This is a genomic window from Pseudomonas saxonica (assembly GCF_007858365.1).
GTDB lineage: Bacteria > Pseudomonadota > Gammaproteobacteria > Pseudomonadales > Pseudomonadaceae > Aquipseudomonas > Aquipseudomonas saxonica.
Map to the genome: position 1 here is coordinate 64,653 of NZ_VFIO01000012.1, position 24,946 is coordinate 89,598.

Genomic DNA, 24,946 nt, shown 5'->3' on the forward strand with positions numbered 1-24,946 from the left:
CACAAGCAGATCAAAAGCCAGATCACAACCTTGCTGGCGAGGAACGAGGGTTGCGATCGGTTTGGTGCGCCACTGCGACGAACAGCTTAGTTGACCGGCATTTGCGGGCGGTGTTTGACACGACGTTTGATAAACACAGCAATCACAATCAGCACCAATGCCAGCACTGTGAAGAAGACGGTATTGAACCAAGGGAAGGGCTCTTCGCGGCTGGTGGTGGCTTCAATCGACGTCACGTTAGGGAACACCGAGAAAATCTTGATGCGCCAGCCGTAATAACGAATCAGCGCCAATTGCTCGGCATCACGGGAATAACCCTGAGCCTTGGCCTGAATGTCAGCCGAGTCGAACTTGAAGTACCAAGGGAACGACCAGCCCGTGTCTTCGTTGCGGTATACCATGACTTTTTTGGTCACCGGGTCTTCGGTGTTGATGAAGTACACATCCCGAGTCGGCCCGTCGGCCGGGTTTTCTGCGTTGATGACGCCATTGTGATCGACCCGTTTGACTTCAACTCCCGTCACCATCACGACATCGTGTTGAGGAAGAAAGTAAAACAGCCCAAGCCCGACAGCGCCCACTGCTAGCAGGACCACGCCCAGAATGATGCCCTTGAGCCATTTCATGCCATCACCACGTACATATCGAAATTTCCTGATTACTGATAATTGAACTCGTCGCGCCGAATTCGGTAGCGGGCACTTTGCCCAACGCTGCGTTTGGACGCGCAGGGTGACCAGACGGCAGACCGCCCAAATCCCGGCGGATCTTATCGCAGCCTGTGCCAGCGACTACAAGTTCCGGGTATGTCTCCTACATAATTTGTATCAGTTTAGGGGGCTTTGGACGGTTCAGTGCACGATTTGCGCAAGAAACGCCTTGGCCCGCGGGCTTTTCGGTGCGTTGAAAAACGCTTCGGGGGGGGAGTCTTCGATTATCATGCCGCCATCAAGGAACAACACCCGCTCCGCCACTTGCCGGGCAAAGCCCATTTCGTGGGTCACGCACAACATGGTCATGCCGCTGCCAGCCAGTTTGACCATCACGTCCAGTACTTCGCTGACCATTTCCGGGTCCAGCGCCGAGGTCGGCTCGTCAAACAGCATGATTTTTGGCTCCATGCACAGGGCGCGGGCAATGGCCACGCGCTGTTGCTGGCCGCCAGAGAGCTGACTCGGGTACTTGTGTGCCTGGCTGGCAATACCGACTTTATTGAGAAAGTGATCAGCCAGTTCTATGGCCTTTTTGCGCGACAGCCCACGCACTGACATGGGCGCCAGGATGCAGTTGTCGAGCACGCTCATGTGGGGGAACAGGTTGAAGTGCTGAAACACCATGCCAATTTCGCTGCGCACGTGTGCCGCTTCACGGTTGGTCTGCGACAGATCCGTGTTGTTGACCAGAATGCGACCTTTTTCAGCAATTTCCAGCCGGTTGATACAGCGGATCAGCGTCGACTTGCCCGACCCTGACGGGCCGCAGAGCACGATTCGTTCGCCTTCATGCACTTTAAGGTCGATGCCCTTAAGCACATGAAACGCGCTGTAGTACTTGTTCAGGCCTGCAATATCCACCACGACCTTGCGGCTGTCAGTGGCCGCAGACACGGGGTTATGAACGTAAGCGGGTTGAGCCTGCATGGTGCGTCTCCAATGATCAGTAAAAGCGCTCAGCGCTGTAAGGCGTCGGGTCAGTGAACGGGTATTCGCCGGTCATCATTTCGGCCAGCAGACGGCCACTTACCGGGCCCAGGGTCAAACCGTGGTGGGCGTGACCAAAGTTGAACCACAGGCCTTTATGCCGGCTGCCTGGGCCAATCACCGGGCACATGTCCGGCAGGCATGGACGGCGGCCCAGCCACGGTTGTGCATCCACACGTTCGCCCAGCGGGTACAAGTGACGGGCCCGTTCTTCGCAGCGGCGCAGCTGGATTTCATTGATCGGGTCATCGCTGTCGGCAAACTCGATCCCGGTGGTCAGGCGTATACCGCCCACCATCGGTGCCAGTACATATCCGCCGACCGAATCCAGAATCGGGTGCTGCATGCGCTGGCCGTCCTTGGCTGCGTAGTGCATGTGATAGCCACGCTTGATCGCCAGCGGTATGGAGTAACCCAGCGGCTCGAAGATGTCCCGGGCTTGTGGGCCGAGCGCGACCACCACTTCATTGCCGACTATCAGCCCTTTATCGCTTTCGACCTGCCATTGCCCGGCGGTCTGGCGCAGGCTGGCGGCATTGCCGATCACAAAGGTGCCACCGCGCTGCTTGAACAATTGGGCATAGCCACGGGTGAGACCGCCCGGGTCGCTGACGGTTTTGGGGTCGAGCCAGTGAATGGCGCCGATCACATCGCTGTGCAAACCGGGTTCCAGTGCGTGCACTTGCTGTTGATTGAGCACGCACCAGTTCAGACCGAATTCGCTCAAGGCCTGTGCATCCGCCCGGGCCTTGTCGAAGTCGGCCTGGGTGCGATAGACCTCGATCCAGCCGCTGTCCTGAATCAAATGCGTCATCCCGGCCGGCTCTGCCAGCAGGTCATGCTCACTCACACAGCGTTCAATCAGCGGCAGCATGGCGGCGGTGGCTTTGGCCAGTCCTCGGGGGGACGAGTGTTGCCAGTAGTTCATCAGCCAGGTTGCCGCTTTGGGCAGGTGCTTGAAGCTGTAGCGCACATCCGATTGCTGATTGAGGCCGTAGCGCAGCAGTCGTGTGATCTCTCGGGGGAACGAGTAGGGGATCACGCTGGCGCGTTCGATCAGCCCGGCATTGCCGTGACTGGTGCCGCTGCCCGGCTGTGCGCGGTCTAGCAAGACCACGTTACGGCCGCGCGCCTGCAGGTGCAGCGCGGTACTGACGCCCACGATGCCGGCGCCCAGAACGAGAGTGTCACAGTGCATAGTCACTTCCTTAAAACGGTGGGCCGACGAGGCAGCCAGGCTTACTGCAAGTGGCGGCCGAGGCGGCCTTCAATCAGTTTCAGGCTGCGCCGCACGACTTCCACGATCAGCAGGTAGAGCACGGCGGCCCACAGGTACACCTGAAAGTCGAAACTGCGCGAGAAGACCATTTTGGTCACGCCCATCAAATCGTAAATGGTGACCAGGGAGGCAATGGCACTGGCCTTGATCATCAAGATCAGTTCGTTGCCCAGTGGGCCGATGGCCACCAGCAGCGATTGCGGCAGGATGATTTTGCGAAAGGTAGTCCAGCGCGACAGGTTCAATGCCTTGCAGGCTTCGCGCTGGCCTTGGGCCACCGACAGAATGCTGCCGCGCAGAATTTCAGCCTGATACGCCGCCGTATTCAGGGTGAACGCCAGCAAGGTGCAGAACCACGCATCGCGGAAAAACCACCACAAGCCAATGTCTTGCCACAACCCTTTGAATGAGCCCAGCCCGTAATACAGCAGAAACAACTGCGCCAGCAGCGGCGAGCCACGGAAAAAATACACATAGGCGCCGGTAAAATTGCGCACAAAGCGATTGCTCGACAAGCGCCCCAGTGCAATCAGCAACCCGAGCAGCGCCCCCAGGGTGAATGAAATCGCTACCAGCTTGAGGGTGACCAGCATGCCGTCGATAAAACGCGGGCCGTAGCGTTCGAGCAACTCGGGGCTGAGAAAGAGGTTTTGCAGTTCCGCCAGGCTCATGGCTGCACGCTCCGTATATGGCGGTTGAAATAGCGCTCAAGAAAGGCGAACAGACGCCCCGAAATCGCTGAGAAAAACAGGTAGATGAAGCACGCCACGCTATAAAACAGCATCGGGTCTTTGGTCACGCTAACGGCCAGATTGGTTTGGCGCATCAGGTCGACCAGCGCGATGGTGGACACCAGCGACGTGTCCTTGAGCAGCGATAGCCAGTTATTCGACAGACCGGGCAGGGCGATACGGGCCAATTGCGGCAGCACCACCTTGCGAAAGGTCGTGAACTTCGACAGGCCCAGCGCCGAGGCCGCTTCAAACTGGCCCTTGGGAATGGTTTTGAATGCCCCCAGCCAGATTTCACTGGAGAAGGCGGCAAACACCAGACTGAACGCAATCATCGCGGCGACAAAGGTATTGATCGTGAACTGCGCGTCATAGCCCATGAGCGCAAGGATTTTCTGCGCGGCGATCTGGCAGCCGTAATAAATGATCAGCAGCGTCAACAGTTCCGGCAGGCCGCGAAAGACCGTGGAAAAGGTCGTCGCCCATGCGCGCATCCAGCGATTTTTAGAGCGTGCGGCGATGGCCACGATCAGCCCCAGCGGCAAACCGATGGGCAGGCAGCTCAACGCCAGCGCAATGGTCACCAACGAGCCGGCCAGCAACGCCGAGCCCCAACCGCCACTGGCAAAGGAGAGTAATGAGAGTTGATCGAGCATGCTCGAATCCCCGGGCAAAAATGGGCCGATTTCAGCCGCTGCGCACGGTGCGTGCGCAGGGCAGAGTGAGAGGCAGGCAAGCCCTCACGCGAGGGCGGGTGACTCAGTAAATGTCGAAGTCGAAGTACTGGCTGGAAATCTTTTTATAGGTGCCATCGGCCACGATTTCGTCCAGTGCCTTGTTGAAACGCTCACGCAGCGCGTTGTCTTGTTGGCGCACGGCAATCGCTGCGTCAGCCATGGTGCCGTCGACGTCACCAATGATTTTGCAGCAATCCTTGCCGGTTTTATTGACCCATTCCAGCAACGGGAATTTATCGGCAATCACCACGTCGACCCGCTCGTTGGCCAGCTCGCTATTGGCCTCATCCAGGGTCGGATAGAGCTTGAGGTCGGCATCCTTGTAATGCTCTTCGGCATAGATGCTTTGCGTTGCGGCACTTTGCGCGCCCACGGTTTTACCCTTGAAGTCGGACTGGGCATCGGTGATGGACGAGTCCTTGGGGACGGCGATGGACAGCGGCGTGCGGTAATAGTGGTTGGTGAAGGCGATTTTCTTTTTGCGTTCTTCGTTGACGATCATCGACGCGACAATGGCGTCATATTTCTTGGCCATCAGCCCGGCAATGATTCCGTCCCAGTCTTGAGCCACGATCGTGCACTCGGCGTTCATGCGCTGGCACACGGCCTTGGCAATGTCGACATCGAAGCCGTGCAGGTTGTTGTCTGAGTCAACGTAGTTGAAAGGAGGGTAGGCGCCTTCCGTGGCGATTGTCAGTTTCTCGGCCTGCGCGTTGGACGCGAAAGCAGCAACCAATGCACATGCACTGGCAAAGCGAATGACGTTGTTCATCTAGCACCTCGTTTTATTGTTTTGAGCCGGGTGAGGAGGTGTAGCCCACGAACTCGTTGTGCAAGGCCGCGGTTGCCTCAAGACGTTTTTCGACGTCCGGTCCCAGTTGTTTGCAGACTTCGTTGATCAGCAGGTGCACCAGCGACAGCATGGCTGCGGTGGATTCCCAGAACAGATTGAATTCGGTGGGCACGCGAAACACTTCATCGGCGTTTTGCTCGGCCCAGTCACAGAACGTGTCGGTAATCAGCGTGACGGCAATACCGGCCTCGCGCGCCTTGCGGCATAACAGCTGGGCGTGGCGCGAATAGCGGCGGGCTTCGAACACCACCAGTGCGCAGTCCTCGGGCGGGCATAGCAGCACATCGGCGTAATGCCCGGCGGCGCCATCTACCCGTTGCACGCCATCGCGCAGGTATTGCAGCAAATGCACCATGGCGTCGGCGATGCCGCGCTCGGTCTGAAAGCCTGCGACAAATACCCTGCGTCGTGTGGCCAGGCGCTGGCTGACGGTTTGCCATTGCGGGGTCAGGCTGTATTCGTAGACCTTGACCAGCGCCGCCACTTCCAGCTCGAAGCTGCGCGGCAAACCTTGCGGGCTCTGGCTCGATTGCAGGCGAAACTCCTGCAAGCGATCACCGACCAGCCAAGGGCCATCGCCGAGGTCATCTTTCAGGTCGTTTTTGAGGTCTTTGAAATGGCTGTAGCCCAGCGCTCGGCAAAAACGCCCGACACTGGACTCGCTGACACCCAGTTTGGTGGCGATGTCGGCGGCGGTCTGAAAGGGCAGCTCGTAAAGATTGGCCAGCATATAACTGGCAATCGCCCGACCCGAAGGTGCGGCGGTTGACAGGCTGCTTTCAAGGCGTTGTTTAATCGACTGGCTCACGGCTGCTTCCTGTTGTTGTATCAGCGCGTTGCAGAAAGTGAAGGTTTTCTGTCATTAAGTCAACAATTGACAGATAACTGTCACAACAGGATAGTTGGCCTCGACGTTGCACCCCGATAAAAACAATTCCATTGGAGCGCCACCATGTCCCAACCCGCCACCTCATCGCTGACCCTTGGCGAACTGACTGCCCTGTTGCAAAAGATCTTTGAACGCCACGGTACCTCTGCTGCGGTGGCACAGGTGTTGGCGGACAACTGCGCACGGGCGCAGCGCGACGGCTCCTACAGTCATGGGGTATTCCGCATTCCCGGTTATTTGTCGTCTTTGGCCAGTGACTGGGTGGATGGTCAAGCGGTGCCGGTGGTTGAGGACGTGGCGAGTGGTTTTGTGCGGGTAGACGCGGCCAATGGTTTTGCCCAGCCTGCGTTGGCGGCGGCCCGAGGGTTGCTGGTGGAAAAGGCCCGCAGTGCCGGTATTGCCGTATTGGCGATACGCAACTCCCATCACTTCGCGGCGTTATGGCCCGACGTTGAGCCGTTCGCCGAAGAGGGGCTGGTGGCGTTGAGCGTGGTTAACAGCATGACCTGCGTGGTGCCCCATGGCGCCTCCAAACCGTTATTCGGGACCAACCCGATTGCTTTTGCCGCACCGCGTGCGGGCGGCTCGCCCATCGTTTTTGATTTGGCCACCAGTGCGATTGCCCACGGCGACGTGCAAATTGCTGCGCGCAAGGGCCATGCGTTGCCTGCAGGTATGGGTGTTGATAAACACGGCGCGGCGACTGAAAACCCCAAAGAAATCCTGGACGGCGGAGCCTTACTGCCATTTGGGGGGCACAAGGGCTCGGCGCTGTCGATGATGGTGGAACTGCTGGCGGCTGCGTTGACGGGCGGCAACTTCTCGTTTGAGTTTGACTGGTCGAAACACCCTGGGGCGCAGACGCCCTGGACGGGGCAATTATTAATTGTGATCGACCCGAGCAAATCCGCGGGCAACAACTTTGCCGAGCGCAGTGCTGAACTGGTGCGTCAGATGCAGGGTGTGGGGCTTGAGCGTATGCCGGGTGATCGACGCTTTATAGAGCGGGCCAAATCCTTGAGCGACGGCATTGTGTTGGGGGAAGAAGAACTGGCCAAGTTGCGTGCGTTGGCGTGACGAGCGGCGCGGGCGCTTTTTTGGTGCTTGCTGCACTGTAATTGAACAAAAGCCCACGTTTGTGGCCCTGTATTTTGAGGGTCTTGGGGCCCTTGTCGCAGCCCCGCTCCTTAGAAGAGCAAGAGCGTAAGCGAGCGTTTGATCTGTTTTTGATCTGGCTTTTGATCTGCTTTTGATCTGCTTTTGATCTGGCTTTTGATCTGCCGCCCCTTCGGGAGGCCGAGAGGAGGTTTCGCGGAGTGGGTCGACCGGCATGGATGCCGGGAGAGCTGCGATCGGGCCATGGATGGCCCGTCGCAGCGTGCCCACGGAGCGGGACCGGAGCGAGGGGCACCTGAGCGCAGCGAGGGCCGTACGCGGGGGCAAGGCCTTTTTGCTTACTTTTGTGGCTGTTTGACAAAAGTGAGCCGCCGTAAGGGCGGAACCCGTAGAAAGCCGTGATACACCTAATGGATATGTACGCAGGCCAATTAAAAGCTACGAGTACATATCCATTACATGCTTTTAACTGGAATAAAGGTTTCGCCCTTACGGCGAGTTCCTTTTGGCAAACAGCCCCAAAAGGAACCAAAAGGTCCTTGCCCTACCATACGGCCGAGCTCGCCTAGGCTCGCCCGGTGCCTTCACTCCGGCACTGTTATGGGGGCACGCCGCGACGGGCCATCCTTGGCCCGATCGCGGCTGGCTCGGCGTCCTGCCTCGCCACCCCCATAACAGCACCTGCGTTCAGCCTCCTGTGATGGGCCTCAGCGTTGGCTTCACTGTTTCGGTGGCGGCAGTGAGATCGTTTTAAAAGCTAAAAGCTAAAAGCTAAAAGCTAAAAGCTAAATTGGCACGTCTCCTGCTAGCAAATAACCCGAGTAGAAGCGGTCAGCACACATCTCACACTGTGCCGGGCATTGCTCTTGTGACTTCGGTTACACACCCGTCCTACGGGTGCCTGAACCTGGCGATCAGTCGGCTCGGGAGAGTGGTCCAGCGGCCGGTTTAAACCTTTCTCCGCACCACCCCTCAAGCCTCCTGCTTCCCGGTCTTATCCGTGTAGTGCTTTTGCAGGAGCAGTGCCCATGACCCGTGCTCGAACCTCATATTGGCAAGCCTTGCCTTTAACCTTGCTGCTCACCCCTCTGGCTCAGGCCAATGACTCAATCGTGCTGCTTACCTCTTGGTATGCCCAAGCCGAGCACGGCGGTTTTTATCAGGCTGTGGCCGAAGGCCTGTATGCCAAACAGGGCTTGGACGTGTCCATCCGCATGGGCGGCCCACAAGTCAACGGCATGCAGTTGCTGCTCAGCAAGCAGGCCGATGTCATCCTCAATTACGATCTGCAAGTGCTCAAAAGCCAAGAGCAGCAATTGCCTGTGGTCGCTGTGGCCGCCGCTTTTCAGGGCGAGCCGCAAGGCTTGATGGCGCATGCCGATGTGCAGGATTTAACTCAGCTCAAGGGTAAGCACATTCTTGTTTCAACCTCGGGGCAGCAGACTTGGTGGCCTTGGCTAAAGCAAAAATACGGCCTGGAGGAGTCACAGGCCAAACCTTATACCTTCAACTTGCAACCATTTCTGAACGATCCCAATACCGCCCAGCAAGCCTACGCCAGCTCAGAGTTGTTTCAGGGGCGCCAAGCTGATCCGGGGGCTCACTTTCTATTATTTGCTGAGGCGGGCTATCCCCCCTATGGCTCAACACTGGTGACGCGTTCCGATGTAATCGAGCAACGGCCCGAGGTCTTGCAGCGCTTTATTCAGGCCTCAATGCAAGGCTGGCGCAGTTACCTGGCCAACCCGGCACCGGGTAACGCGCTGATTAAACAGGCCAACCCAAATATGAGTGATGAGTTGCTCGACTGGGGGGTGGCCACGCTTAAGCAATACCGGCTGGTTGACGGCGGTGATGCGCAAACCCAAGGCATTGGTGTGATGACCGATGCACGCTGGCAGGCCACCCGCGATTTTATGGTCGAGGCCGGTTTACTCAAGGCAGACGTTGATTGGCGCAAAGCTTATGACGCGCGCTTTGTCAAAGACCTCAACGTGCTGCCCATCAGTCAGACCCAGGCCAGCCAGTAACCGATTGCCCGTGATCCGGCCTCGCAGAAGGCCTTGCCTAACAATTGAGGATTTCCCATGCTCGTCACCCAACAACCGGTACTGCGTCGTTTCTGGTATGCCCTGATGCCCGTGTCGCAACTGGACAACGGGCCGCAACCTTTCACCTTGCTCGGCGAGCGAGTGGTGCTTTTTATGGGGCAGCAAGGCCCCGTGGCGCTGGCTGACCGCTGTTGCCATCGCACCGCGCAACTGTCAAAAGGCTGGGTCGAGGACGGTGTGATTGTGTGCGGCTATCACGGCTGGCGCTACGATCAGACAGGCGCTTGTGTGTGCATCCCGCAGCAGGCCGACAATGCCCCTATCCCCGCTGGCGCCAGGACCACAGCGTTTCACTGCCAGGAAAAATACGGCTATGTGTGGGTCTGCCTCGATGAACCCTTGCAACCCATTCCTGTATTTGAAGAGGATGGCGCGCCGGCTTACCGGCGCATCTTTCAGTTTTACGAGCAATGGAAGACCAGTGCGCTGCGATTTATGGAAAACTCCTTCGATAACTCGCACTTTTCTTTTGTGCACAAAGCCAACTTCGGCATGCTTAGCCAGCCCAAACCGTCCAAATACGAGTTTGTAAAGAAAGAGTGGGGCTTTGAAGCCGAAACCATCGTGCCGATCAACAACCCCCCTGCAGGCCATCGCATTACCGGCACCGATACACCGACCACCACCCGACACCTGTTCAATCGCTGGGATCTGCCGTTTGTCCGGCGTTTCGGTTGCACCTACCCGGACAGTGGTGTGCACCACATCATCTACAACTGCGCTACGCCTATTGACGACAAAACCATTCAGTTGGTGCAGTGGTTGTATCGCAATGACAGCGAGGCCGATTGCAGCAGTGAGCAGTTGATTGCCTGGGACGCGCCGATTACCCGTGAAGACCAGGATATTCTCGAAGCCACAGATTACGATGCCTGCGTTGATACACGGCGGCGTGTGGAGTTTCATATGGAGTCCGATAAACCGGGGCTGATCATGCGCAAGATGCTCTTTGATCTGTTGCAGGCTCATGGTGAAGAGGAGCAATTCCGTGCGGCGGGGGTGCCGTTATGAACGCCGCTCTGGACCTTAATCACCCGCAACCCCCTGTGTTGCTGGCTAACCAGGTCGAAAAAACCTACAGCAACGGCACTCATGCCTTGCAACGGCTGAAATTGAGCGTGGGGCGCGGGGAGTTTGTCTCACTCCTCGGTCCCTCCGGCTGTGGCAAAAGTACCTTGTTGAAGATGTTTGCCGGGCTTGAGCAACCCAGCGCCGGGCATGTGCGTTGGTGGGGCAAGGGGGCGATCGGTCAGGCCGAAGCGGAACAAAAAATGGCGATGGTGTTTCAAGAAGCCACATTGATGCCTTGGGCGACAATTGCCGCAAATGTCGGTTTACCTTTGGTACTGAGTGGCGTGCCCAAGGCTGGCCAGGTACGGCGGGTACAAACGGCGTTGAATCGGGTTGGGCTGAAGGACTTTGCTCATGCTTATCCGCGCGAATTGTCGGGGGGAATGCAGATGCGCGCCTCGATTGCCCGTGCGCTGGTCACCGAACCGAATCTGTTGCTGATGGACGAACCCTTCGGGGCGCTCGATGAATTTACCCGTAACCGGCTCGACAGCGACCTGCGCAAATTGTGGGCCGAGCGTGATCTGACCGTGGTGTTTGTAACCCACAGCATTTATGAGGCGGTGTTTCTGTCCTCGCGGGTAGTGGTAATGGGCGCCCGGCCGGGCCGGGTGCTGGCCGATGTGGCCATCGAGGGGCCGAGTCTGCGCGACGATGCCTTTCGCATGTCCTCCGGTTTTATTACCCAGTGCGGGCGTTTGTCGGCCTTGCTGGCGCAGGCAAACGGCCAGATGGATGCTGTGGGAGGCCGTGCATATGGATACTGAAAACCCGGCGTGGCTGGCGAATCCACGCGTGCAAAAAATCCTCGCACCCTTGCTGGTAGGTGCGCTGCTGCTGGGGCTTTGGCAAGGGCTGTGTGTTGCCCTGAAAGTCCCGGTGTACTTAGTGCCGAGCCCGCTGGCCATCGGTCAGACGCTGATTCAGGACGGGCCATTATTGATGAGCGCGCTGTGGGTCACGCTGAAAATCACCTTTCTGTCCTTTGCCCTGGCAGTGGTGCTGGGTGTGGCTGCGGCGTTTGTATTTGTACAAAGCCGATGGCTTGAAGCCAGCCTGTTTCCCTACGCAATACTCTTGCAAGTTACGCCCGTGGTGGCCATCGCGCCGCTGATCATTATCTGGGTCAGCAACACCACCCTGGCGTTGGTGATTTGCGCCACGCTGGTGACCGTTTTTCCGATTATCTCCAACACGGTGCTGGGCTTGCGCAGCGTCAATCCGGGTTTGCTCAATCTGTTCAAACTCAACCGGGCAGGGCGTTGGCAGACGCTCACACGGCTGCGCATACCGAGTGCCTTACCGTACTTTTTCGGTGGTTTACGCATTGCCAGCGGGTTGGCACTGATCGGTGCTGTGGTCGCTGAGTTTGTGGCGGGCACAGGCGGTACGGGCGCCGGGCTGGCGTATCAAATTCTGCAGGCAGGGTTCCAGTTGAATATCCCGCGTCTGTTTGCGGCACTGGTTCTAATCGCGCTCACCGGTATTTTATTGTTCAGCCTGATGGCCGCATTGGCGAAGTTCAGCCTCGGGCATTGGCATGAAAGTGAGCAGGGCTAACGTATGACCTCAAGTGGAAATCCAATGACTGACACCAACGCGTGTTTGATTCGCAATGCTCAGCATGTGCTCACCGGGCTTCGAGGCGTCGAGGCGCGCCATGCCGGGCCGGATATTCGCGTGCAGGCCGGGCGTATTGTTGCGATGGGCGCTTTGCAGCCCTTGCCGGGGGAAACCCTTATCGATGCGCGTGATTGTGTGGTCTATCCGGCGTGGATCAACACCCATCATCATTTGTTCCAATCACTGCTCAAGGGGGAGCCGCAGGGCCTGAATCAGAGCCTGACGTCTTGGCTGGCGGCCACACCGTACCGTTTTCGTGGGGCTTTTGATGAGCACAGCTTCAGGCTTGCGGCGCGTATCGGTCTGATCGAATTGTTACGCTCCGGCTGTGCCACGGTAGCCGATCACCATTACCTGTATTACCCCGGCATGCCTTACGACAGCGCGGCGATTCTGTTTGAAGAAGCTCAGGCGCTGGGTATGCGTTTTGTGTTGTGCCGGGGTGGCGCCACCCAGACAAGGCAGTTGGAGGCTGACTTGCCGCAGGCGCTGCGTGCGGAAAAACTCGACGACTATCTGGCAGACGTCGAGCGCCTGACCGGGCTTTATCACGACCCTGCACCGGATGCGTTTCGTCGGGTGGTCATGGCCCCCACCACGGCCTTGCATTCCACCACCCCCGAAGAACTACGAGAGACAGCGCGGGTAGCGCGTGCCTTGGGTGTGCGATTGCACACACATTTATCTGAAACGGTGGACTACCTGGATGCGGCCAAGGCTAAGTTTGGCATGAGCCCGGTGCAATTCTGCGCCGAGCATGAGTGGCTGGGTTCGGATGTATGGTTTGCGCACTTGGTCAAACTGCTGCCTGATGAAATTCGATTGTTGGGGCAAACCGCAACGGGCATCGCCCACTGTCCACAGAGCAATGGGCGATTGGGTAGCGGAATTGCCGACATTGTGGCACTGGAGGCGGCTGGGGTACCGATCTCCATTGGCGTTGATGGGGCTGCGTCCAACGAGGCCGCGGATATGCAATCGGAAACCCATGCCGCGTGGCTGATGCAGCGCGCCCGCAAGGGCGAGCAGGCCAAGCCGCGCTACGCCGGTGGCACTTTCGAAGGTGGTGCCGATGCGGCGACGGTTGAAGATGTCGTGCGCTGGGGTACCGCGGGTGGCGCTCAGGTGCTGGGCTTACCTGCATTAGGGATTCTGGCGGTGGGGCAGGCGGCGGATATTGCCCTTTACCGGTTGGACGAGCCGCGTTATTTCGGCCTGCACGATCCGGCGATTGGCCCAGTAGCTTGTGGAGGACGGGCGAGTCTTAAAGCCTTGCTGATTGGAGGTCGGCAAGTGGTGACTGATGACTGCATTCCCGGGTTGGATATGGCCCAGCTTGGTCGTGAGGCTGCGCAAGCGGTGCGCGACCTGCAACGTCGCGCGGGCGTGAGGCGTTAAGGTCTAAACACTTTTGTAGCCGCTGCCGAAGGCTGCGTCCGGTTGCGAAGCAATCGTAAATACGCAGTGTCGGGTTCAACTGGCACACCGGAGTGTCTGATTTTACGGCGGCTGCGCCCCCGGACGCAGCCTGCGACAGCTGCTACGCAGGCAAATGTTTACACCCGCAAGAACTGCCGGATCAAATTCGGCGTACACCCCGTCCACCGCTTCAACGCTCGACGAAAATTAGCCGGGTCGTTGAAGTTCAGCTGTTGCGCCACCGCTTCGCTGCTCAATCCCTTGATCTGGTACAGGTACAACGCCACATGTTTGCGCGCCTGATCCTGCTGCGCCTGAAAGTGAGTGCCGTGTTTGCTCAGCTTGCGCTTGAGGGTGGCCTGGCTCATCGAAAACTGTGCGGCCGCTTGTTCAAGGCTGGGGCATTGGCGGGCATTGTCGCGCAGGTACACGTACAGCCGGTCAAGCAGGCTGGCGCTGAAGCCCACATCTTGTAACTGCACCTGGGTCTGTTGCAGCGCCACGTGCCGAGCAGTCGCCGAAGCGTTGGGCCAAGGCTGCGTCAGGTATTCACGGGGGATGCGCATCATGTCCAGCTGGCTACCAAACTCGGTGTGTTCGCCCAGGTGTACCCAGTACTGTTCAACATAGCGTGGCTCGGGATGGCTGAAGCTGCAGGCCCACGGCAAGCGTTCACCGCTCAACCACTGAGTCATGCTTTTGATTGCGGTCATGCTGGCTTCCAGGACGAAACGTAGGTGCGCTTGTGCGCCGCAGCTGTCGAGCCAGTACAGATAGGCATAGTGCTCATCCAGCACTAAACGCGGCGTCAGCAAGGGGCTGAGCAGGGCACGGTTATGGATAACGGTGTCCAGCGCCTGATGCAGAGTTTGCGCTTGCTGCAGGGCATGACTGGCAGGCCCGTAATGCCCCGGTAACAGGCGTTGGCCAAACAAAAAGCTGCTGTCATCAGCCGCCAGCAAGCGATGGGCATTATCGATCAAACCAAAAAACTGCTGAGGGCTAAGCCGTGTGTGACCGGCGGCGATGTCGTCGTAAAACAAGCCTGTGCCACGTAGCAGGCGATGGCTGTCGATACCCCGCGACAAGGCCAGGTCGATCAACATCGCAGGCTGGTAATGGCCGGGAATAAACCGGCTGTCGGCCTCGTACCAGCGGTTATCCGGCTTCATGCTTGCTGCCTGCGCAAGGGTTTGGCACGGGCGAGGGTCAGGTTTAACCGCTTGAGCAGCGCTTCAGGCGTTTCATTGACCGCCATCACCACGGCGGTGCTGGCCGCCAAATACAACCGCTCCCCTTGCAAGCGGGTTTTGTGCGCCAGGCCTTGTACTGCTTGTTGCAGCTCCAGTGCCAGCAAACGCGCCTGGCTTTCGCCGGTATTGGGCAGGAGCACCACAAAGCGGTCGCCCGCCAGTCGGCAGAGCAGATCATGACGGCGCAGGTTGAGCAGCACCAATTGACTGAGGGCTTGCAACACGGCGTCACCTTCAGCGTGGCCGTACTGCTGATTGATCGCACTAAAGTCGTCAATATCCAGTGCCAGCAATGACAGGGGCTGTTGCTGCTCAAGGCTTTGGGTCAGGCAATCGCTGATTTGCCGTTTGAGGTAATCAGCGCCGCCCAGCGGAGTGAGTTTGTCGAACAGGCGATGCTCGCGAAACACCCGTTCACGCTTCTCCATCTGCTGATTGATTGCTTGTTGCTCGCGGTGCCAGTGGTACAGACCAATCGTCAGCAAGACCATGCCGATGGGCATTGGTCCTGACTCCAGCCAGTGATCCCAACTGATGTGCTTGGGCAGGCGGATAAACTCATCGAGCACGTCCATCCACCATGACAAAAACATACAACTCAGGCCGAGAGCGAGGTAGTTAGTGACCCGTCCGGTGGGCCGGCTTTTAAGCACCAGTACCAGCCAGAACACCATAAACAGCGCAGTACCGCCTTCGCCGACGATGTCCAGCCATTGCCATTCATGGAAGGATTTGGCCGTACCAAAGGCCAGGGTCAGCCATAGATCGATATTGGCTGCCAGCAACAGCAGACCGAGGGTCCAGCGATGGTGTTTAAGTATGTTGAGCCAGCTCATTTTTGTTCTACCCAAACGTGGTAACGGCCAGCAGAACAGAGGTGTGTGACAACGGTGTTACAAGATGTGTAGGTCAAATCAGCTCAAGGATCATGTCGAGAAATATTTATAAGCGCCCTAAAACCGGGCGTTTGATTCTGCCTTTGACCTTGCCTTTGACCTTGCCTTTGACCTTGCCTTTGACCTTGCCTTTGACCTTGCTTTTGATCTTGCTTTTGATCTTGATCTTGATCTGCCGCCCCTTCGGGAGGCCGAGAGGAGGTTTCGCGGAGTGGGTCGACCGGCATGGATGCCGGGAGAGCTGCGATCGGGCCATGGATGGCCCGTCGCAGCGTGCCCACGGAGCGGGACCGGAGCGAGGGCCGTACGCGGGGGCGGAAGCGTTTTGGTTACTTTGTCATGGTCCGACACTCGGCTTTTGCAAAGTGACACGCCGTAAGGGCGTAACCCGTAGATAGTCGTTAAGCATCAAATGGATATGTACACGGTTTTCATCACTGGAGCGCCGAGTACATATCCATTTGTTGTATTAAACCTTTCTACGGGTTCCGCCCTTACGGCGGCTCACTTTTGTCAAACAGCCGAGTGTCGGACCACCACAAAAATAAGCAAAAAGTCCTTGCCCTACCATACGGCCGAGCTCGCCTAGGCTCGCCCGGTGCCAGAACGAAGGCACTGTTATGGGGGCCCGCCGCGACGGGCCATCCTTGGCCCGATCGCGGCTGGCTCGGCGTCCTGCCTCGCCACCCCCATAACAGCACCTGCGTTCAGCCTCCTGTGATGGGCCCCAGTGTCGTTCCCACTGTTTCGGTGGCAGCAGTGAGATGGTTTTTAAAAACTAAAAACTAAAAACTAAAAGCCAAAAGCTAAAAACCAAGCGGGGTCAAATCAGCTCATTTGCCTCCAAAATCCTATTCAAAAGCCCATTTTCAACGGGCTTGGCCAACCACTGTCACAGCTTTGTCATTCACCGACCCTAGCGTTCGCTCCCAAGTTGTCGGGCCATTTGCCCGGCCTGTCGCGGGATTTCGGGGGGAGCAAACATGTACAAGTGTCGGAGCAGAACGCAGTGGGTCGGCTTTACGTTCAGTGCAGTGGCACTGGCCATCGCCAGCGAGCGCCTGAGCGCTGCCGAGACCGCCATCGGCGCCACTGAACACGTTGAAGTAGTAGGGCAAGCCGCCAGCCTGGACAAGGCGCTCAAGCAACAACGCAACTCGGACAACATCGAAAACGTCGTACACGCCGACGGCGTTGCGCAGCTGCCAGACGCCAACGTCGCCGAGGCTGTGCAACGCTTGCCAGGCATCAGCATCGAACGCGATCAGGGCGAAGGTCGCTTCGTCAGCGTGCGGGGCCTTGGCCCCGACCTCAACAGCGTGACCATCAACGGCACGCTGGTGCCGTCACCAGAAAGCGCCCGCCGCGCGGTGGCTCTGGATGTGTTGCCCTCCGAACTGGTGCAGTCGCTGTCGGTCATCAAAACCCTGACCCCGGACATGGATGCCAACTCCCTCGGCGGCACGGTCGATGTGCAAAGCCTGTCGGCTTTCGACCATGGAGGCTTGTTTTACACCGGCACAACACAGGCCAGTTATAACGATAAAAGCGCGCAAACCAGCCCTAAAGTGTCAGGGGCCATCAGTGACCGCTTCAGCCTGGGCGACGGTATTGATAACTTTGGCGTCGCTGCCGCGCTGAGTTGGAATAAACGCGACTTTCGTTCAGATAACGTCGAGACCGCCGGTGACTGGGACTTTACCGATGGCGCCCGTTTGAACAGCTTTGAGCAACGGGTCTACGACATCAGCCGCGAACGCACCGGCGGGGGGCTTAATTTCGATTACAAGCCTGACGACGACACCAGCCTGTACCTGCGCACGCTGTACAGCCGCTTCAAGGACAGCGAAACCCGCAACTCCACGGCCCTCGAATTTGCTGACCCTCAGGCCGCAGGCGAGCTGGGCGATGCCAAGGCCAAGCGCAAGCTCAAACAGCGTGAAGAAACCCAGGAAATTCAGTCTTATGTGTTCGGCGGTGAACGCAGCATGGGCCTGTGGACGCTGAGCGGGCAGGCCGGCTACAGCAAGTCCAGCGAAGACAGCCCGGGGCATATCGCCGGGGCTACGTTTAAAGGCAATTCCCGCTTCGCCGACAGCGGTTTTTATGACACTGAAAAACCGCGTCCGATCATTGGCGCGGGGTTTTATGACCCCAATAATTTCAGCCTCGACAAGGTGGATTGGGAAGAGCAAAACACTAAGGACACCGAGAAGAACATTCGCCTCGATCTGGCGCGCGATTACGACGTGCAGGGTTACGCCTCGCAGGTCAAATTCGGCGGCAAGGTCAGCCGTCGCCACAAAGACAACGACCTCAATGCCTGGGTTTATGAAGACTTCTCTGATCTGGGCTACAGCGACGATCAGCTCAATCTCAATCAGTTCGCCAAAGGCTCGGTGCACTATTCATTGGGCCAGTTCGGCCCCGGCATCAGTGGCAGTGCCATCAAGGATTTGATCGGCGGGCTGAACCGTGATGACTTCTATGACGAGCAAGAGTCGCGGGCCAATGATTTCACCATGCGCGAAGACATCAACGCGGCGTATGTGATGAACACAGTCGATATCGATGACTGGCGCTTTATCGCAGGTCTGCGCTACGAAGGCACCGAGTTCGAGGCCAAAGGCACTGGCGTGCGCAATGGTGTGTTTGAGGACGAAGACACCCAGCGTGATTACCACCATTGGTTACCGGGGCTGCATGCCCGTTACCAGTTAGCCAAAAACACCCAGGTGCGCGCTGCCTGGACCAACACCGTGGTGCGTCCGACCTTCGGCCAACTGGCACCGGGTTTTGTCATCGACGATGACGTGGCCGAGTTCGGCAACCCAAACCTAAAACCCTTGGAGTCGAGCAACTTCGATTTGGGTATCGAACACTTTATGGGCCACGCGGGCACGGTGTCGGCGTTCCTGTTTTACAAAGACATCAAGAACTTCGTTTACAACACCGATCTGGCGGGCAGCGGGGAGTGGGCGGACTTTACTGAAGCCCACAGTTACGCCAATGGTGACAGCGCCAAGCTGTACGGACTTGAACTGGCCTATTCGCAGAAGTTCGACTGGCTGCCATCGCCGTGGAACGGCGTGATCCTGGGCGCCAACACCACCTTCAGCCGCTCCAAAGCCAGTGTTGAAGGCTTTGATGCGGTGTCCGGCACCACGATCAAGCGCGATATCGACTTGCCGAGCCAGTCCAAGACCGTTGGCAACCTGATGCTCGGCTGGGAAGACGACAAACTCAGCGTACGCCTGTCGGCCAACTACAAGTCGGCGTACCTCTATGAACTGGCCGCAATCAACGACAAGGCTCACGACAGCCATGTCGACGCCCAGACCTTCGTCGATTTCAGCGCCCGCTACTCGCTGACCAAAGACCTGCAGATCAGCTTCGATGCGCAAAACCTTACTGACCAACCTTACTTCGTCTACAGCGGTAACCGTCGCTACAACAACCAGTACGAAGAGTACGGCCCGACCTACTCGGTGGGGCTGACGTTTACCCACTTCTGACCACATTTCCGTATCCGTATCCGTAGCAGCTGACGAGCTCTGCGAGGCTGCGGTCGGCTGCGCAGCAGTCGTAAAACCATTCAACTCGGTTCCTCAGATTCACGAACGCTTCGCGTCCGATCGCAGCCTCGCACTACTCGTCAGCTGCTACGGGCAACGACGTTCTCTAAATAATTACCAAGGCTAAATTCATGACTTTTTCGTTCAAGCGCAACCCCCGATTGCTACCCTTGCTGGCCTGTCTGAGTGCAAGCAGTGTATATGCCGACATCACCCCGCCCGCGTTGCATTCGTGGTCGCCCAGTAAAGCCCAGGCACTGAGTTATGTGCCCGGTGGCCCGGGCGATCAACGACTGGCCGTGAGCCGGCGCGATGGGGTGTTATTGCTGGATAAGCAGGGCAAAACCCTGAGCCAGATCAAAGGTTCCTTTGCCGGCCTGGACAGCCGAACCCTGGGCGATCAGGTGCTGGTGGCCAGCCAGGACAAAACCCGTCAGCAAGTGGTCCTGTTCAGCCTCAACCCTGCGACTGGCAAGTGGCAAGCACCGATGTACTTGCCGACCCGCGACTACGCGGTCAACGGGGTGTGCCTGTACCGCGACGACGCGAGCAATATCTATCTGTTTACCGTAGGCGAAGAGGGCAAGGGCGAACAATGGCTGGTGGCCGCTGATCAGCAACGTTTGAAAACCCCGCGCTTGGTGCGCAGCCTGCCGCTGCCACCCAATGCTGAGTTCTGTCAGGTCGAGGACGGCACGCAGCAACTGTTCGTCAACGAAGAGAATGTCGGCTGGTGGGCCTATCCCGCCCACGCCGAGGCGGATGTCTCACGCTTGCCGGTGGCCATGATTGAACCGTTCGGCAACCTCAAAAAGTCCGCTGCGGCGATGGCGGTAATGCCGGGCGGCATGCTGGGGCTGGATGCTGAAGCAGCGCAACTCAACCTGTATCAGCAACAAGGCAAGCGTTGGACGCCCGTGGCCAGCCTGGCGCTCAAGGGCGTCGTCGAGCCTGAGCACCTGGCGTTGCGCCAAACTGCGCAAGGTGTGCAAGTGCTGGTGCAGGACGCCAGCAATAATCAGCTGTTTGAAGGCATGCTCGACTGGAAGGCGACGCCAGCACCAGTGGCCCCCGTGTTGCCAATCGTCACACCGGCCGTACAAACCGATGGAGTGTTGAGCCAGGGCGATGCGGCGGATGACCCGGCCATCTGGGTCCACCCGCAAACCCCGGCTTTGAGCCGGGTACTGGGCACCAACAAACAGCAGGGGCTTGAGGTGTATGACCTGCAGGGTAAGCGCGTGCAGCACCTGCCGGTCGGGCGCCTGAACAATGTCGATGTGCGACCTGAATTCAAACTCTCGGGTCACACGGTGGACTTGGCCGTAGCGACTAACCGTGATCACAACAGCTTGAGCGTGTTCAGCATCGATCGCAGTACCGGCGAGGTTAAACCGGCGGGTGAAATTGCCACCGCACTGCCGGACATCTATGGCTTGTGCCTGTTCAAGTCTCCATCGGGCGACATTTACAGCTTTGCCAACGACAAGGACGGCACCTTTGTGCAGCACCGTCTGTTTGCCAAGGGTGATCAGGTGCAGGGCGAGCAGGTGCGCCAGTTCAACGTTGCGACCCAACCTGAAGGCTGCGTGGCAGACGATAAACATCAGCGCCTGTTCCTCGGTGAAGAAGATGTGGCGGTGTGGGCGGTGGATGCGCGTCCCGACCAGCCGGCCGAGATGACGTCGGTGATCAAGGTCGGTGATCAAGTGCATGACGATATCGAAGGCATGGGCTTGTACCAGACCGAGCATGACAACTATCTGGTGATCTCCAGTCAGGGCAACGACAGCTACGTGGTGGTCGATGCCGAGCCGCCGTTTGCCGTGCGTGGCGCGTTTCGTGTGGGTGTGAATGCCGAGGCGGGCATTGACGGTGCCTCGGAAACCGACGGTCTGGAGGTGACTTCGACCAATCTGGGCGGGCCATGGAGCCAAGGCATGCTGGTGGTGCAGGACGGTCGCAAGCGCATGCCCGAGCAGGCCCAGAACTACAAATACATCCCCTGGAGCGAAGTGGCCAAGGCGTTGCAGTTGCCTTAATCCGGTCATCTGAATCGGTTTCAATCGATATTCATTACGACTCACCCCGCAGGAGCAACGACATGCAAGCAACCATGGAACATATGACGATCTGGGGCCTGATTACCGACGCCAGCCTGTTGGTCAAAGGTGTGATGTTGATTTTGCTGCTGGCTTCAATGGCAAGCTGGTTTTTGATTGTGCGCCGCAGCGCTATTTTGCGTCGCAGCGAGCGAGACATAGACGCCTTCACCCAGCGCATTCGGGCACCCGGCGAGTTGGGCGCGCTGTACCGCCAAAGCCGGGACAATAGCCATGTCGACGCCGGGGCCGAGCAGGTATTCAGCGCGGCCTACAGCGAATACGCCCAGCTCAAACAGCAGCCGGGCGTAGAGGCCGAAGGCGTGATGCAGGGGGTTGAACGAGCCCTGTACGTAGCCATCAGCGAACAAGAAATTCGTTTGGAAAAAGGTCTGCAATTGCTCGCCACGGTGGGCTCGGTCAGCCCCTATATCGGCCTGTTCGGCACGGTGTGGGGGATCATGAATTCTTTTATCGGTTTGTCTCAGGTGCAACAGGCCACGTTGTCGACGGTCGCACCGGGCATTGCCGAAGCGCTGATTGCCACGGCCATCGGCCTGTTTGCCGCCATCCCCGCGGTCATTGCCTATAACCGCTTTGCGGCCCGTGGCCAGACCTTGCTGACCCGGTATTACAGTCTTGGAAATGAAGTGCAAATGCGCCTCTACCGCAGCTTGCATGCCGGTGCGAGAAACATGGCGGCTGCCGCTTAATCACTGGGAGTGACGACATGCTTGTTCGACCACAGCGCAAACACGGGCCCAAGGCCGAAATGAACGTAGTGCCCTACATCGACGTGATGCTGGTGTTGCTGGTGATTTTTATGGTCACCGCGCCGATGTTGACCCAAGGGGTGAAGATCGAGTTGCCGAAGGTCGCCAGCGAAGCCCTGGTCAACGACAGCCAGCAGCAGATTCTGACCTTGTCGGTCAAGGCTGAGGGCGGCTACTACTGGAATCTGGGCAGCGAGCTGGACACTGAAAACCAGACGGACAGTGCGCTCAGCCTGCAAGAGCTGCAAGCGAAGATAGGCGAAGTGGTGGCACGCAAGGGTGACACGCAGGTGTATATCCGTGCAGATAACGAGGCGGGTTATGGCAGTGTGGTTAAAGCGATGGCGGCCTTGCAGCAAGGGGGCGTCACGAACCTGGGACTGGTGACCGAGGCACCGCAATGAGTACCGCGCTGATGCAGAGGGTGCCGGGGGCAAGTCTGTGGCACAACAGTCAGGCGGCAGTGGTCACGGTGGCGTTGCACAGTGCCGTGATTGCTTTTCTGGTGCTGGGCTGGAGCATGAGTCAAGACATGCCCGAGCCTGTGGTCTCCACCTTGAAAACCCGCTTGGTGATGTTGCCGGCTGAACCCGTGGCGCCAGCACCGGTGGTGCAGCCGCCACCGGTTGAGGTGCCGGCGCCGCGGGTGCAAACCCCACCTGAAACGGTTAAACCTGCGGTAGATCCACAGATTCAGGCGCGCAAACTGGAACAGGCGGCACTGGCGCGCAAACGCATAAAGGAAGAAAAACAGGCACAGGTTGAGCAGCAAAAAATCGCCAGCGAGCGCGCCGAACAAGTCGAAACACAGCGTCAGCAAGCCGTGGCCGAAGCCGCCGCGCAGCAGGCTCGTGTGGTCGCCGACAACGCCAGACGCGCGCAACAAGCCGCAGCGGCCGCCGATGTGCGCCAGTATTTGCCCATCAGCAAAGTGGCACCGGACTACCCGCAGCGGGCATTGGATAAAGGCATTCAAGGGGACTGTACGGTGGAGTACTCAGTGACTCCGCAGGGCAAGGTCGACAATCCAAAAGTCGTCGGCAATTGCCACCCCGCGTTTATCCGTCCGTCATTGGTGGCCGCAGCCACCTTCCGTTACCAGCCGCGCATGGTCGATGGCCAGGCGGTGACGGTGCCGGGGGTGCGCAATACCTTTCATTACAAGATTGAATAATGCCAACGCTCCCGGCATTGCTGCCGGGCGCATCACGGTTTAACTGCGCCCGGGCAGCATGCGTAGAAGGGTGTTGTCCTTGATCAGGTAGTGGTGAACCAGCCCAGCCAGCGCGTGCAAGCCAATCAGCCAATAGCCAATGCTGCCGCCCAGCTCATGCCAACTTTTGATTTGCTTGGCGAAGTCCGGGTCTTTACCGGTCAGTACGGGTAGATCGAAGCCATAAAAGAACACTGACTTGTCGTTGTAGCTCAACACCAGATAGCCCAAGACCGGCATGGCGATCATGAACAGGTACAGCGCCCAGTGCATCAAGGTGGCGAGAGCCGTCTGCCAGGCGGGCGGGGTGGGGGTGATTTTCGGCGCGACGCCCAGGGTTCTGGCCAGCAAGCGCAACCACACCAGGGTAAAAACGGTGAGCCCGAGCATAAAATGCGCGTCTTTCATCAAGTTCCGACCATCGCTGTCTTTCGGGAAAATTCCGCGAAACTCAATCGAGGCGTAGATCAGTACAAACAACAGCACCATAAACCAGTGCAAGGCGATGGAGATTCGGCTGTAGTGGTCGGTGGAGCTTTTCCAGGACATGGTGTTTCCTCACGGTTCAGGTCTAAACCACCGTTCTTGTGCGACGGCGTGCCATTACTTTAAACCTGTTGCGCCATGTTGCACGTGAGATGCGTCAGTTTTCAGGGGTGCCCGGCACATTTGGCCAAAGATCGGAGACTAAAAACAAGCGTTCAGCCTCTTCCCAGTCACCGTAGCCGTTTTGAATCAGACGCACCAACAGTTGCGCCGGGGCCTGAGGGTGCAATTCGGCCAGCCAGACCGCGAGCTGTTGCTCGCTCCACACGCCTTCGGCGCCATAACGCGCCGGTGCCAGCCAGGCATGCCGGGGCAAGGGCTGCCAGCACCCGGCGGCACTTTGCCGGGTAAACGCTGGCCAATCGCTCTGGTGCAACCAACGCCCGCGCAAGTGTTGCGGGTGGACGCCGGCAGGCGGCTGCGAATGGCCGGGCCACGGGTAGAGTAGATAGCCGCCCAGCCACATATGCGCGCTGAAAGCTTGAATATCCAGCCCGGCGAGGATTTCGCGGCTTTCTGGGCGGCTCGACATGGGCAGCTGGTGCTGTGTGAAGTGCTTAAGTTTGCGCTCCAGCCGGTCATTGCTGCCGGGGCCAAGCCACTGCGCCGGGTCGCGACCATCGCCCTGTTGCGGCCCAAGGTAGAGCTTTATGGCCATTTCCAGATGGTGCACACCGTCGCGGTCTCGCAGTAAAAAGTCCAGCTCACCCAAGGTATGCCCGCCCACGCGGATCGGCAGGTTGGCGGCAATCAGCTCAACCCCGGGGGCGTGTTGCAGTGCAAAGTGCCACAGGCGCTCGTAATAACGGCCCAGTCGGCGCGTGGTGGCCAGCGCCAGCCATTGCTGAAGCGGCTCACTGTGTTGATCCAGCTCACGCAGCCAGCACTCAAGTTGCTGTGGCGCTTGCACCCAGTCGCTCCCCGTCAAGGGGTGACGCTGTGGCCAAGGGGTGTGTTCGAGCATTGGCGGGGCAAGTATCACCCACGCCAGATCACGCACCTCTGGGTGACGCAGTTGATGGGGCAGGGTGAGCAAGTCGGGAAATAGGATCATGATTC

The 24,946-nt window shown here is 58.4% G+C and carries 22 protein-coding genes; 11 read left to right on the plus strand and 11 right to left on the minus strand.

What is annotated here, in order from left to right:
* Positions 1-86: 86 nt before the first annotated feature.
* From FJD38_RS21400 to FJD38_RS21430, 7 genes are all read right to left on the minus strand, one after another.
* Positions 87-626, minus strand: a complete 540-nt coding sequence (locus tag FJD38_RS21400; protein WP_146387375.1) for a DUF1523 family protein — start codon at positions 624-626, stop codon at positions 87-89.
* A 225-nt stretch (positions 627-851) separates the two neighbouring features.
* Entirely contained in the window at positions 852-1,640 is a 789-nt protein-coding gene (locus tag FJD38_RS21405) for an amino acid ABC transporter ATP-binding protein (RefSeq protein WP_280116036.1), read from the minus strand.
* 16 nt (positions 1,641-1,656) lie between these two features.
* Entirely contained in the window at positions 1,657-2,898 is a 1,242-nt protein-coding gene (locus FJD38_RS21410; RefSeq protein ID WP_146387377.1) for an NAD(P)/FAD-dependent oxidoreductase, read from the minus strand.
* A 41-nt stretch (positions 2,899-2,939) separates the two neighbouring features.
* Positions 2,940-3,650, minus strand: a complete 711-nt coding sequence (locus tag FJD38_RS21415; protein WP_122785551.1) for an ABC transporter permease — start codon at positions 3,648-3,650, stop codon at positions 2,940-2,942.
* Positions 3,647-4,366: an ABC transporter permease gene (locus FJD38_RS21420; protein WP_122785550.1), complete on the minus strand. Its 720-nt coding sequence runs from the start codon at positions 4,364-4,366 to the stop codon at positions 3,647-3,649. The genes FJD38_RS21415 and FJD38_RS21420 overlap by 4 nt, the downstream gene beginning before the upstream one ends.
* 103 nt (positions 4,367-4,469) lie before the next feature.
* Positions 4,470-5,219, minus strand: coding sequence for a transporter substrate-binding domain-containing protein (locus FJD38_RS21425; RefSeq protein WP_146387379.1), 750 nt, complete (start codon positions 5,217-5,219; stop codon positions 4,470-4,472).
* Positions 5,220-5,232: 13 nt separating this feature from the next.
* Complete coding sequence (locus FJD38_RS21430; protein WP_146387381.1) at positions 5,233-6,108, minus strand: MurR/RpiR family transcriptional regulator; 876 nt, start codon at positions 6,106-6,108, stop codon at positions 5,233-5,235.
* 144 nt (positions 6,109-6,252) lie between these two features.
* Here FJD38_RS21430 and FJD38_RS21435 point away from each other — a divergent pair, with 144 nt between their 5' ends.
* From FJD38_RS21435 to FJD38_RS21460, 6 genes are all read left to right on the plus strand, one after another.
* Positions 6,253-7,266, plus strand: coding sequence for an Ldh family oxidoreductase (locus FJD38_RS21435; RefSeq protein WP_146387383.1), 1,014 nt, complete (start codon positions 6,253-6,255; stop codon positions 7,264-7,266).
* Between the two features lie 1,067 nt (positions 7,267-8,333).
* The gene (locus tag FJD38_RS21440) at positions 8,334-9,335 is read left to right on the plus strand and encodes an ABC transporter substrate-binding protein (protein ID WP_146387385.1); all 1,002 of its coding nucleotides are present in this window, start codon (positions 8,334-8,336) and stop codon (positions 9,333-9,335) included.
* 57 nt (positions 9,336-9,392) lie between these two features.
* Positions 9,393-10,427 carry an aromatic ring-hydroxylating dioxygenase subunit alpha gene (locus FJD38_RS21445; RefSeq protein ID WP_146387387.1) on the plus strand — a complete coding sequence of 345 codons (1,035 nt, stop codon included), beginning with the start codon at positions 9,393-9,395 and terminating at the stop codon, positions 10,425-10,427.
* Positions 10,424-11,254 carry an ABC transporter ATP-binding protein gene (locus FJD38_RS21450; RefSeq protein WP_146387389.1) on the plus strand — a complete coding sequence of 277 codons (831 nt, stop codon included), beginning with the start codon at positions 10,424-10,426 and terminating at the stop codon, positions 11,252-11,254. The genes FJD38_RS21445 and FJD38_RS21450 overlap by 4 nt, the downstream gene beginning before the upstream one ends.
* 64 nt (positions 11,255-11,318) lie before the next feature.
* Entirely contained in the window at positions 11,319-12,047 is a 729-nt protein-coding gene (locus FJD38_RS21455; protein ID WP_324834642.1) for an ABC transporter permease, read from the plus strand.
* 24 nt (positions 12,048-12,071) lie between these two features.
* Positions 12,072-13,508, plus strand: coding sequence for an amidohydrolase family protein (locus tag FJD38_RS21460; protein WP_146387393.1), 1,437 nt, complete (start codon positions 12,072-12,074; stop codon positions 13,506-13,508).
* A 158-nt stretch (positions 13,509-13,666) separates the two neighbouring features.
* Here FJD38_RS21460 and FJD38_RS21465 read toward each other — a convergent pair whose 3' ends face one another.
* Both FJD38_RS21465 and FJD38_RS21470 read right to left on the minus strand, forming a co-directional pair.
* The gene (locus tag FJD38_RS21465) at positions 13,667-14,701 is read right to left on the minus strand and encodes an AraC family transcriptional regulator (protein WP_146387395.1); all 1,035 of its coding nucleotides are present in this window, start codon (positions 14,699-14,701) and stop codon (positions 13,667-13,669) included.
* Positions 14,698-15,618 carry a GGDEF domain-containing protein gene (locus FJD38_RS21470; protein WP_146387396.1) on the minus strand — a complete coding sequence of 307 codons (921 nt, stop codon included), beginning with the start codon at positions 15,616-15,618 and terminating at the stop codon, positions 14,698-14,700. The genes FJD38_RS21465 and FJD38_RS21470 overlap by 4 nt, the downstream gene beginning before the upstream one ends.
* Before the next feature lie 1,043 nt (positions 15,619-16,661).
* Here FJD38_RS21470 and FJD38_RS21480 point away from each other — a divergent pair.
* The 5 genes from FJD38_RS21480 to FJD38_RS21500 all read left to right on the plus strand — a co-directional run bounded on the left by FJD38_RS21480 (position 16,662) and on the right by FJD38_RS21500 (position 23,302).
* Complete coding sequence (locus tag FJD38_RS21480; protein WP_146387400.1) at positions 16,662-19,193, plus strand: TonB-dependent receptor; 2,532 nt, start codon at positions 16,662-16,664, stop codon at positions 19,191-19,193.
* Between the two features lie 191 nt (positions 19,194-19,384).
* Positions 19,385-21,295, plus strand: a complete 1,911-nt coding sequence (locus FJD38_RS21485; RefSeq protein WP_146387402.1) for a phytase — start codon at positions 19,385-19,387, stop codon at positions 21,293-21,295.
* A 62-nt stretch (positions 21,296-21,357) separates the two neighbouring features.
* Positions 21,358-22,068 carry a protein TolQ gene (gene tolQ, locus FJD38_RS21490; RefSeq protein ID WP_146387404.1) on the plus strand — a complete coding sequence of 237 codons (711 nt, stop codon included), beginning with the start codon at positions 21,358-21,360 and terminating at the stop codon, positions 22,066-22,068.
* 17 nt (positions 22,069-22,085) lie between these two features.
* Positions 22,086-22,532: a protein TolR gene (gene tolR, locus FJD38_RS21495; RefSeq protein ID WP_146387406.1), complete on the plus strand. Its 447-nt coding sequence runs from the start codon at positions 22,086-22,088 to the stop codon at positions 22,530-22,532.
* Positions 22,529-23,302, plus strand: a complete 774-nt coding sequence (locus FJD38_RS21500; protein WP_146387408.1) for an energy transducer TonB — start codon at positions 22,529-22,531, stop codon at positions 23,300-23,302. The genes tolR and FJD38_RS21500 overlap by 4 nt, the downstream gene beginning before the upstream one ends.
* 39 nt (positions 23,303-23,341) lie before the next feature.
* On the opposite strand, the gene FJD38_RS21505 is transcribed toward FJD38_RS21500, so the two are convergent.
* Both FJD38_RS21505 and FJD38_RS21510 read right to left on the minus strand, forming a co-directional pair.
* Complete coding sequence (locus tag FJD38_RS21505) at positions 23,342-23,890, minus strand: cytochrome b (RefSeq protein WP_146387410.1); 549 nt, start codon at positions 23,888-23,890, stop codon at positions 23,342-23,344.
* Between the two features lie 94 nt (positions 23,891-23,984).
* Entirely contained in the window at positions 23,985-24,941 is a 957-nt protein-coding gene (locus FJD38_RS21510) for a DUF1853 family protein (protein ID WP_146387412.1), read from the minus strand.
* Positions 24,942-24,946: the final 5 nt, after the last annotated feature.

Bases quoted from the DNA above. Each gene is read 5' to 3' on its own strand.
- FJD38_RS21400 (WP_146387375.1), bottom strand. From the start codon at position 626: ATGAAATGGCTCAAGGGCATCATTCTGGGCGTGGTCCTGCTAGCAGTG.
- FJD38_RS21405 (WP_280116036.1), bottom strand. From the start codon at position 1,640: ATGCAGGCTCAACCCGCTTACGTTCATAACCCCGTGTCTGCGGCCACT.
- FJD38_RS21410 (WP_146387377.1), bottom strand. From the start codon at position 2,898: ATGCACTGTGACACTCTCGTTCTGGGCGCCGGCATCGTGGGCGTCAGT.
- FJD38_RS21415 (WP_122785551.1), bottom strand. From the start codon at position 3,650: ATGAGCCTGGCGGAACTGCAAAACCTCTTTCTCAGCCCCGAGTTGCTC.
- FJD38_RS21420 (WP_122785550.1), bottom strand. From the start codon at position 4,366: ATGCTCGATCAACTCTCATTACTCTCCTTTGCCAGTGGCGGTTGGGGC.
- FJD38_RS21425 (WP_146387379.1), bottom strand. From the start codon at position 5,219: ATGAACAACGTCATTCGCTTTGCCAGTGCATGTGCATTGGTTGCTGCT.
- FJD38_RS21435 (WP_146387383.1), top strand. From the start codon at position 6,253: ATGTCCCAACCCGCCACCTCATCGCTGACCCTTGGCGAACTGACTGCC.
- FJD38_RS21440 (WP_146387385.1), top strand. From the start codon at position 8,334: ATGACCCGTGCTCGAACCTCATATTGGCAAGCCTTGCCTTTAACCTTG.
- FJD38_RS21445 (WP_146387387.1), top strand. From the start codon at position 9,393: ATGCTCGTCACCCAACAACCGGTACTGCGTCGTTTCTGGTATGCCCTG.
- FJD38_RS21450 (WP_146387389.1), top strand. From the start codon at position 10,424: ATGAACGCCGCTCTGGACCTTAATCACCCGCAACCCCCTGTGTTGCTG.
- FJD38_RS21460 (WP_146387393.1), top strand. From the start codon at position 12,072: ATGACTGACACCAACGCGTGTTTGATTCGCAATGCTCAGCATGTGCTC.
- FJD38_RS21465 (WP_146387395.1), bottom strand. From the start codon at position 14,701: ATGAAGCCGGATAACCGCTGGTACGAGGCCGACAGCCGGTTTATTCCC.
- FJD38_RS21470 (WP_146387396.1), bottom strand. From the start codon at position 15,618: ATGAGCTGGCTCAACATACTTAAACACCATCGCTGGACCCTCGGTCTG.
- FJD38_RS21480 (WP_146387400.1), top strand. From the start codon at position 16,662: ATGTACAAGTGTCGGAGCAGAACGCAGTGGGTCGGCTTTACGTTCAGT.
- FJD38_RS21485 (WP_146387402.1), top strand. From the start codon at position 19,385: ATGACTTTTTCGTTCAAGCGCAACCCCCGATTGCTACCCTTGCTGGCC.
- tolQ (WP_146387404.1), top strand. From the start codon at position 21,358: ATGCAAGCAACCATGGAACATATGACGATCTGGGGCCTGATTACCGAC.
- tolR (WP_146387406.1), top strand. From the start codon at position 22,086: ATGCTTGTTCGACCACAGCGCAAACACGGGCCCAAGGCCGAAATGAAC.
- FJD38_RS21500 (WP_146387408.1), top strand. From the start codon at position 22,529: ATGAGTACCGCGCTGATGCAGAGGGTGCCGGGGGCAAGTCTGTGGCAC.
- FJD38_RS21505 (WP_146387410.1), bottom strand. From the start codon at position 23,890: ATGTCCTGGAAAAGCTCCACCGACCACTACAGCCGAATCTCCATCGCC.
- FJD38_RS21510 (WP_146387412.1), bottom strand. From the start codon at position 24,941: ATGATCCTATTTCCCGACTTGCTCACCCTGCCCCATCAACTGCGTCAC.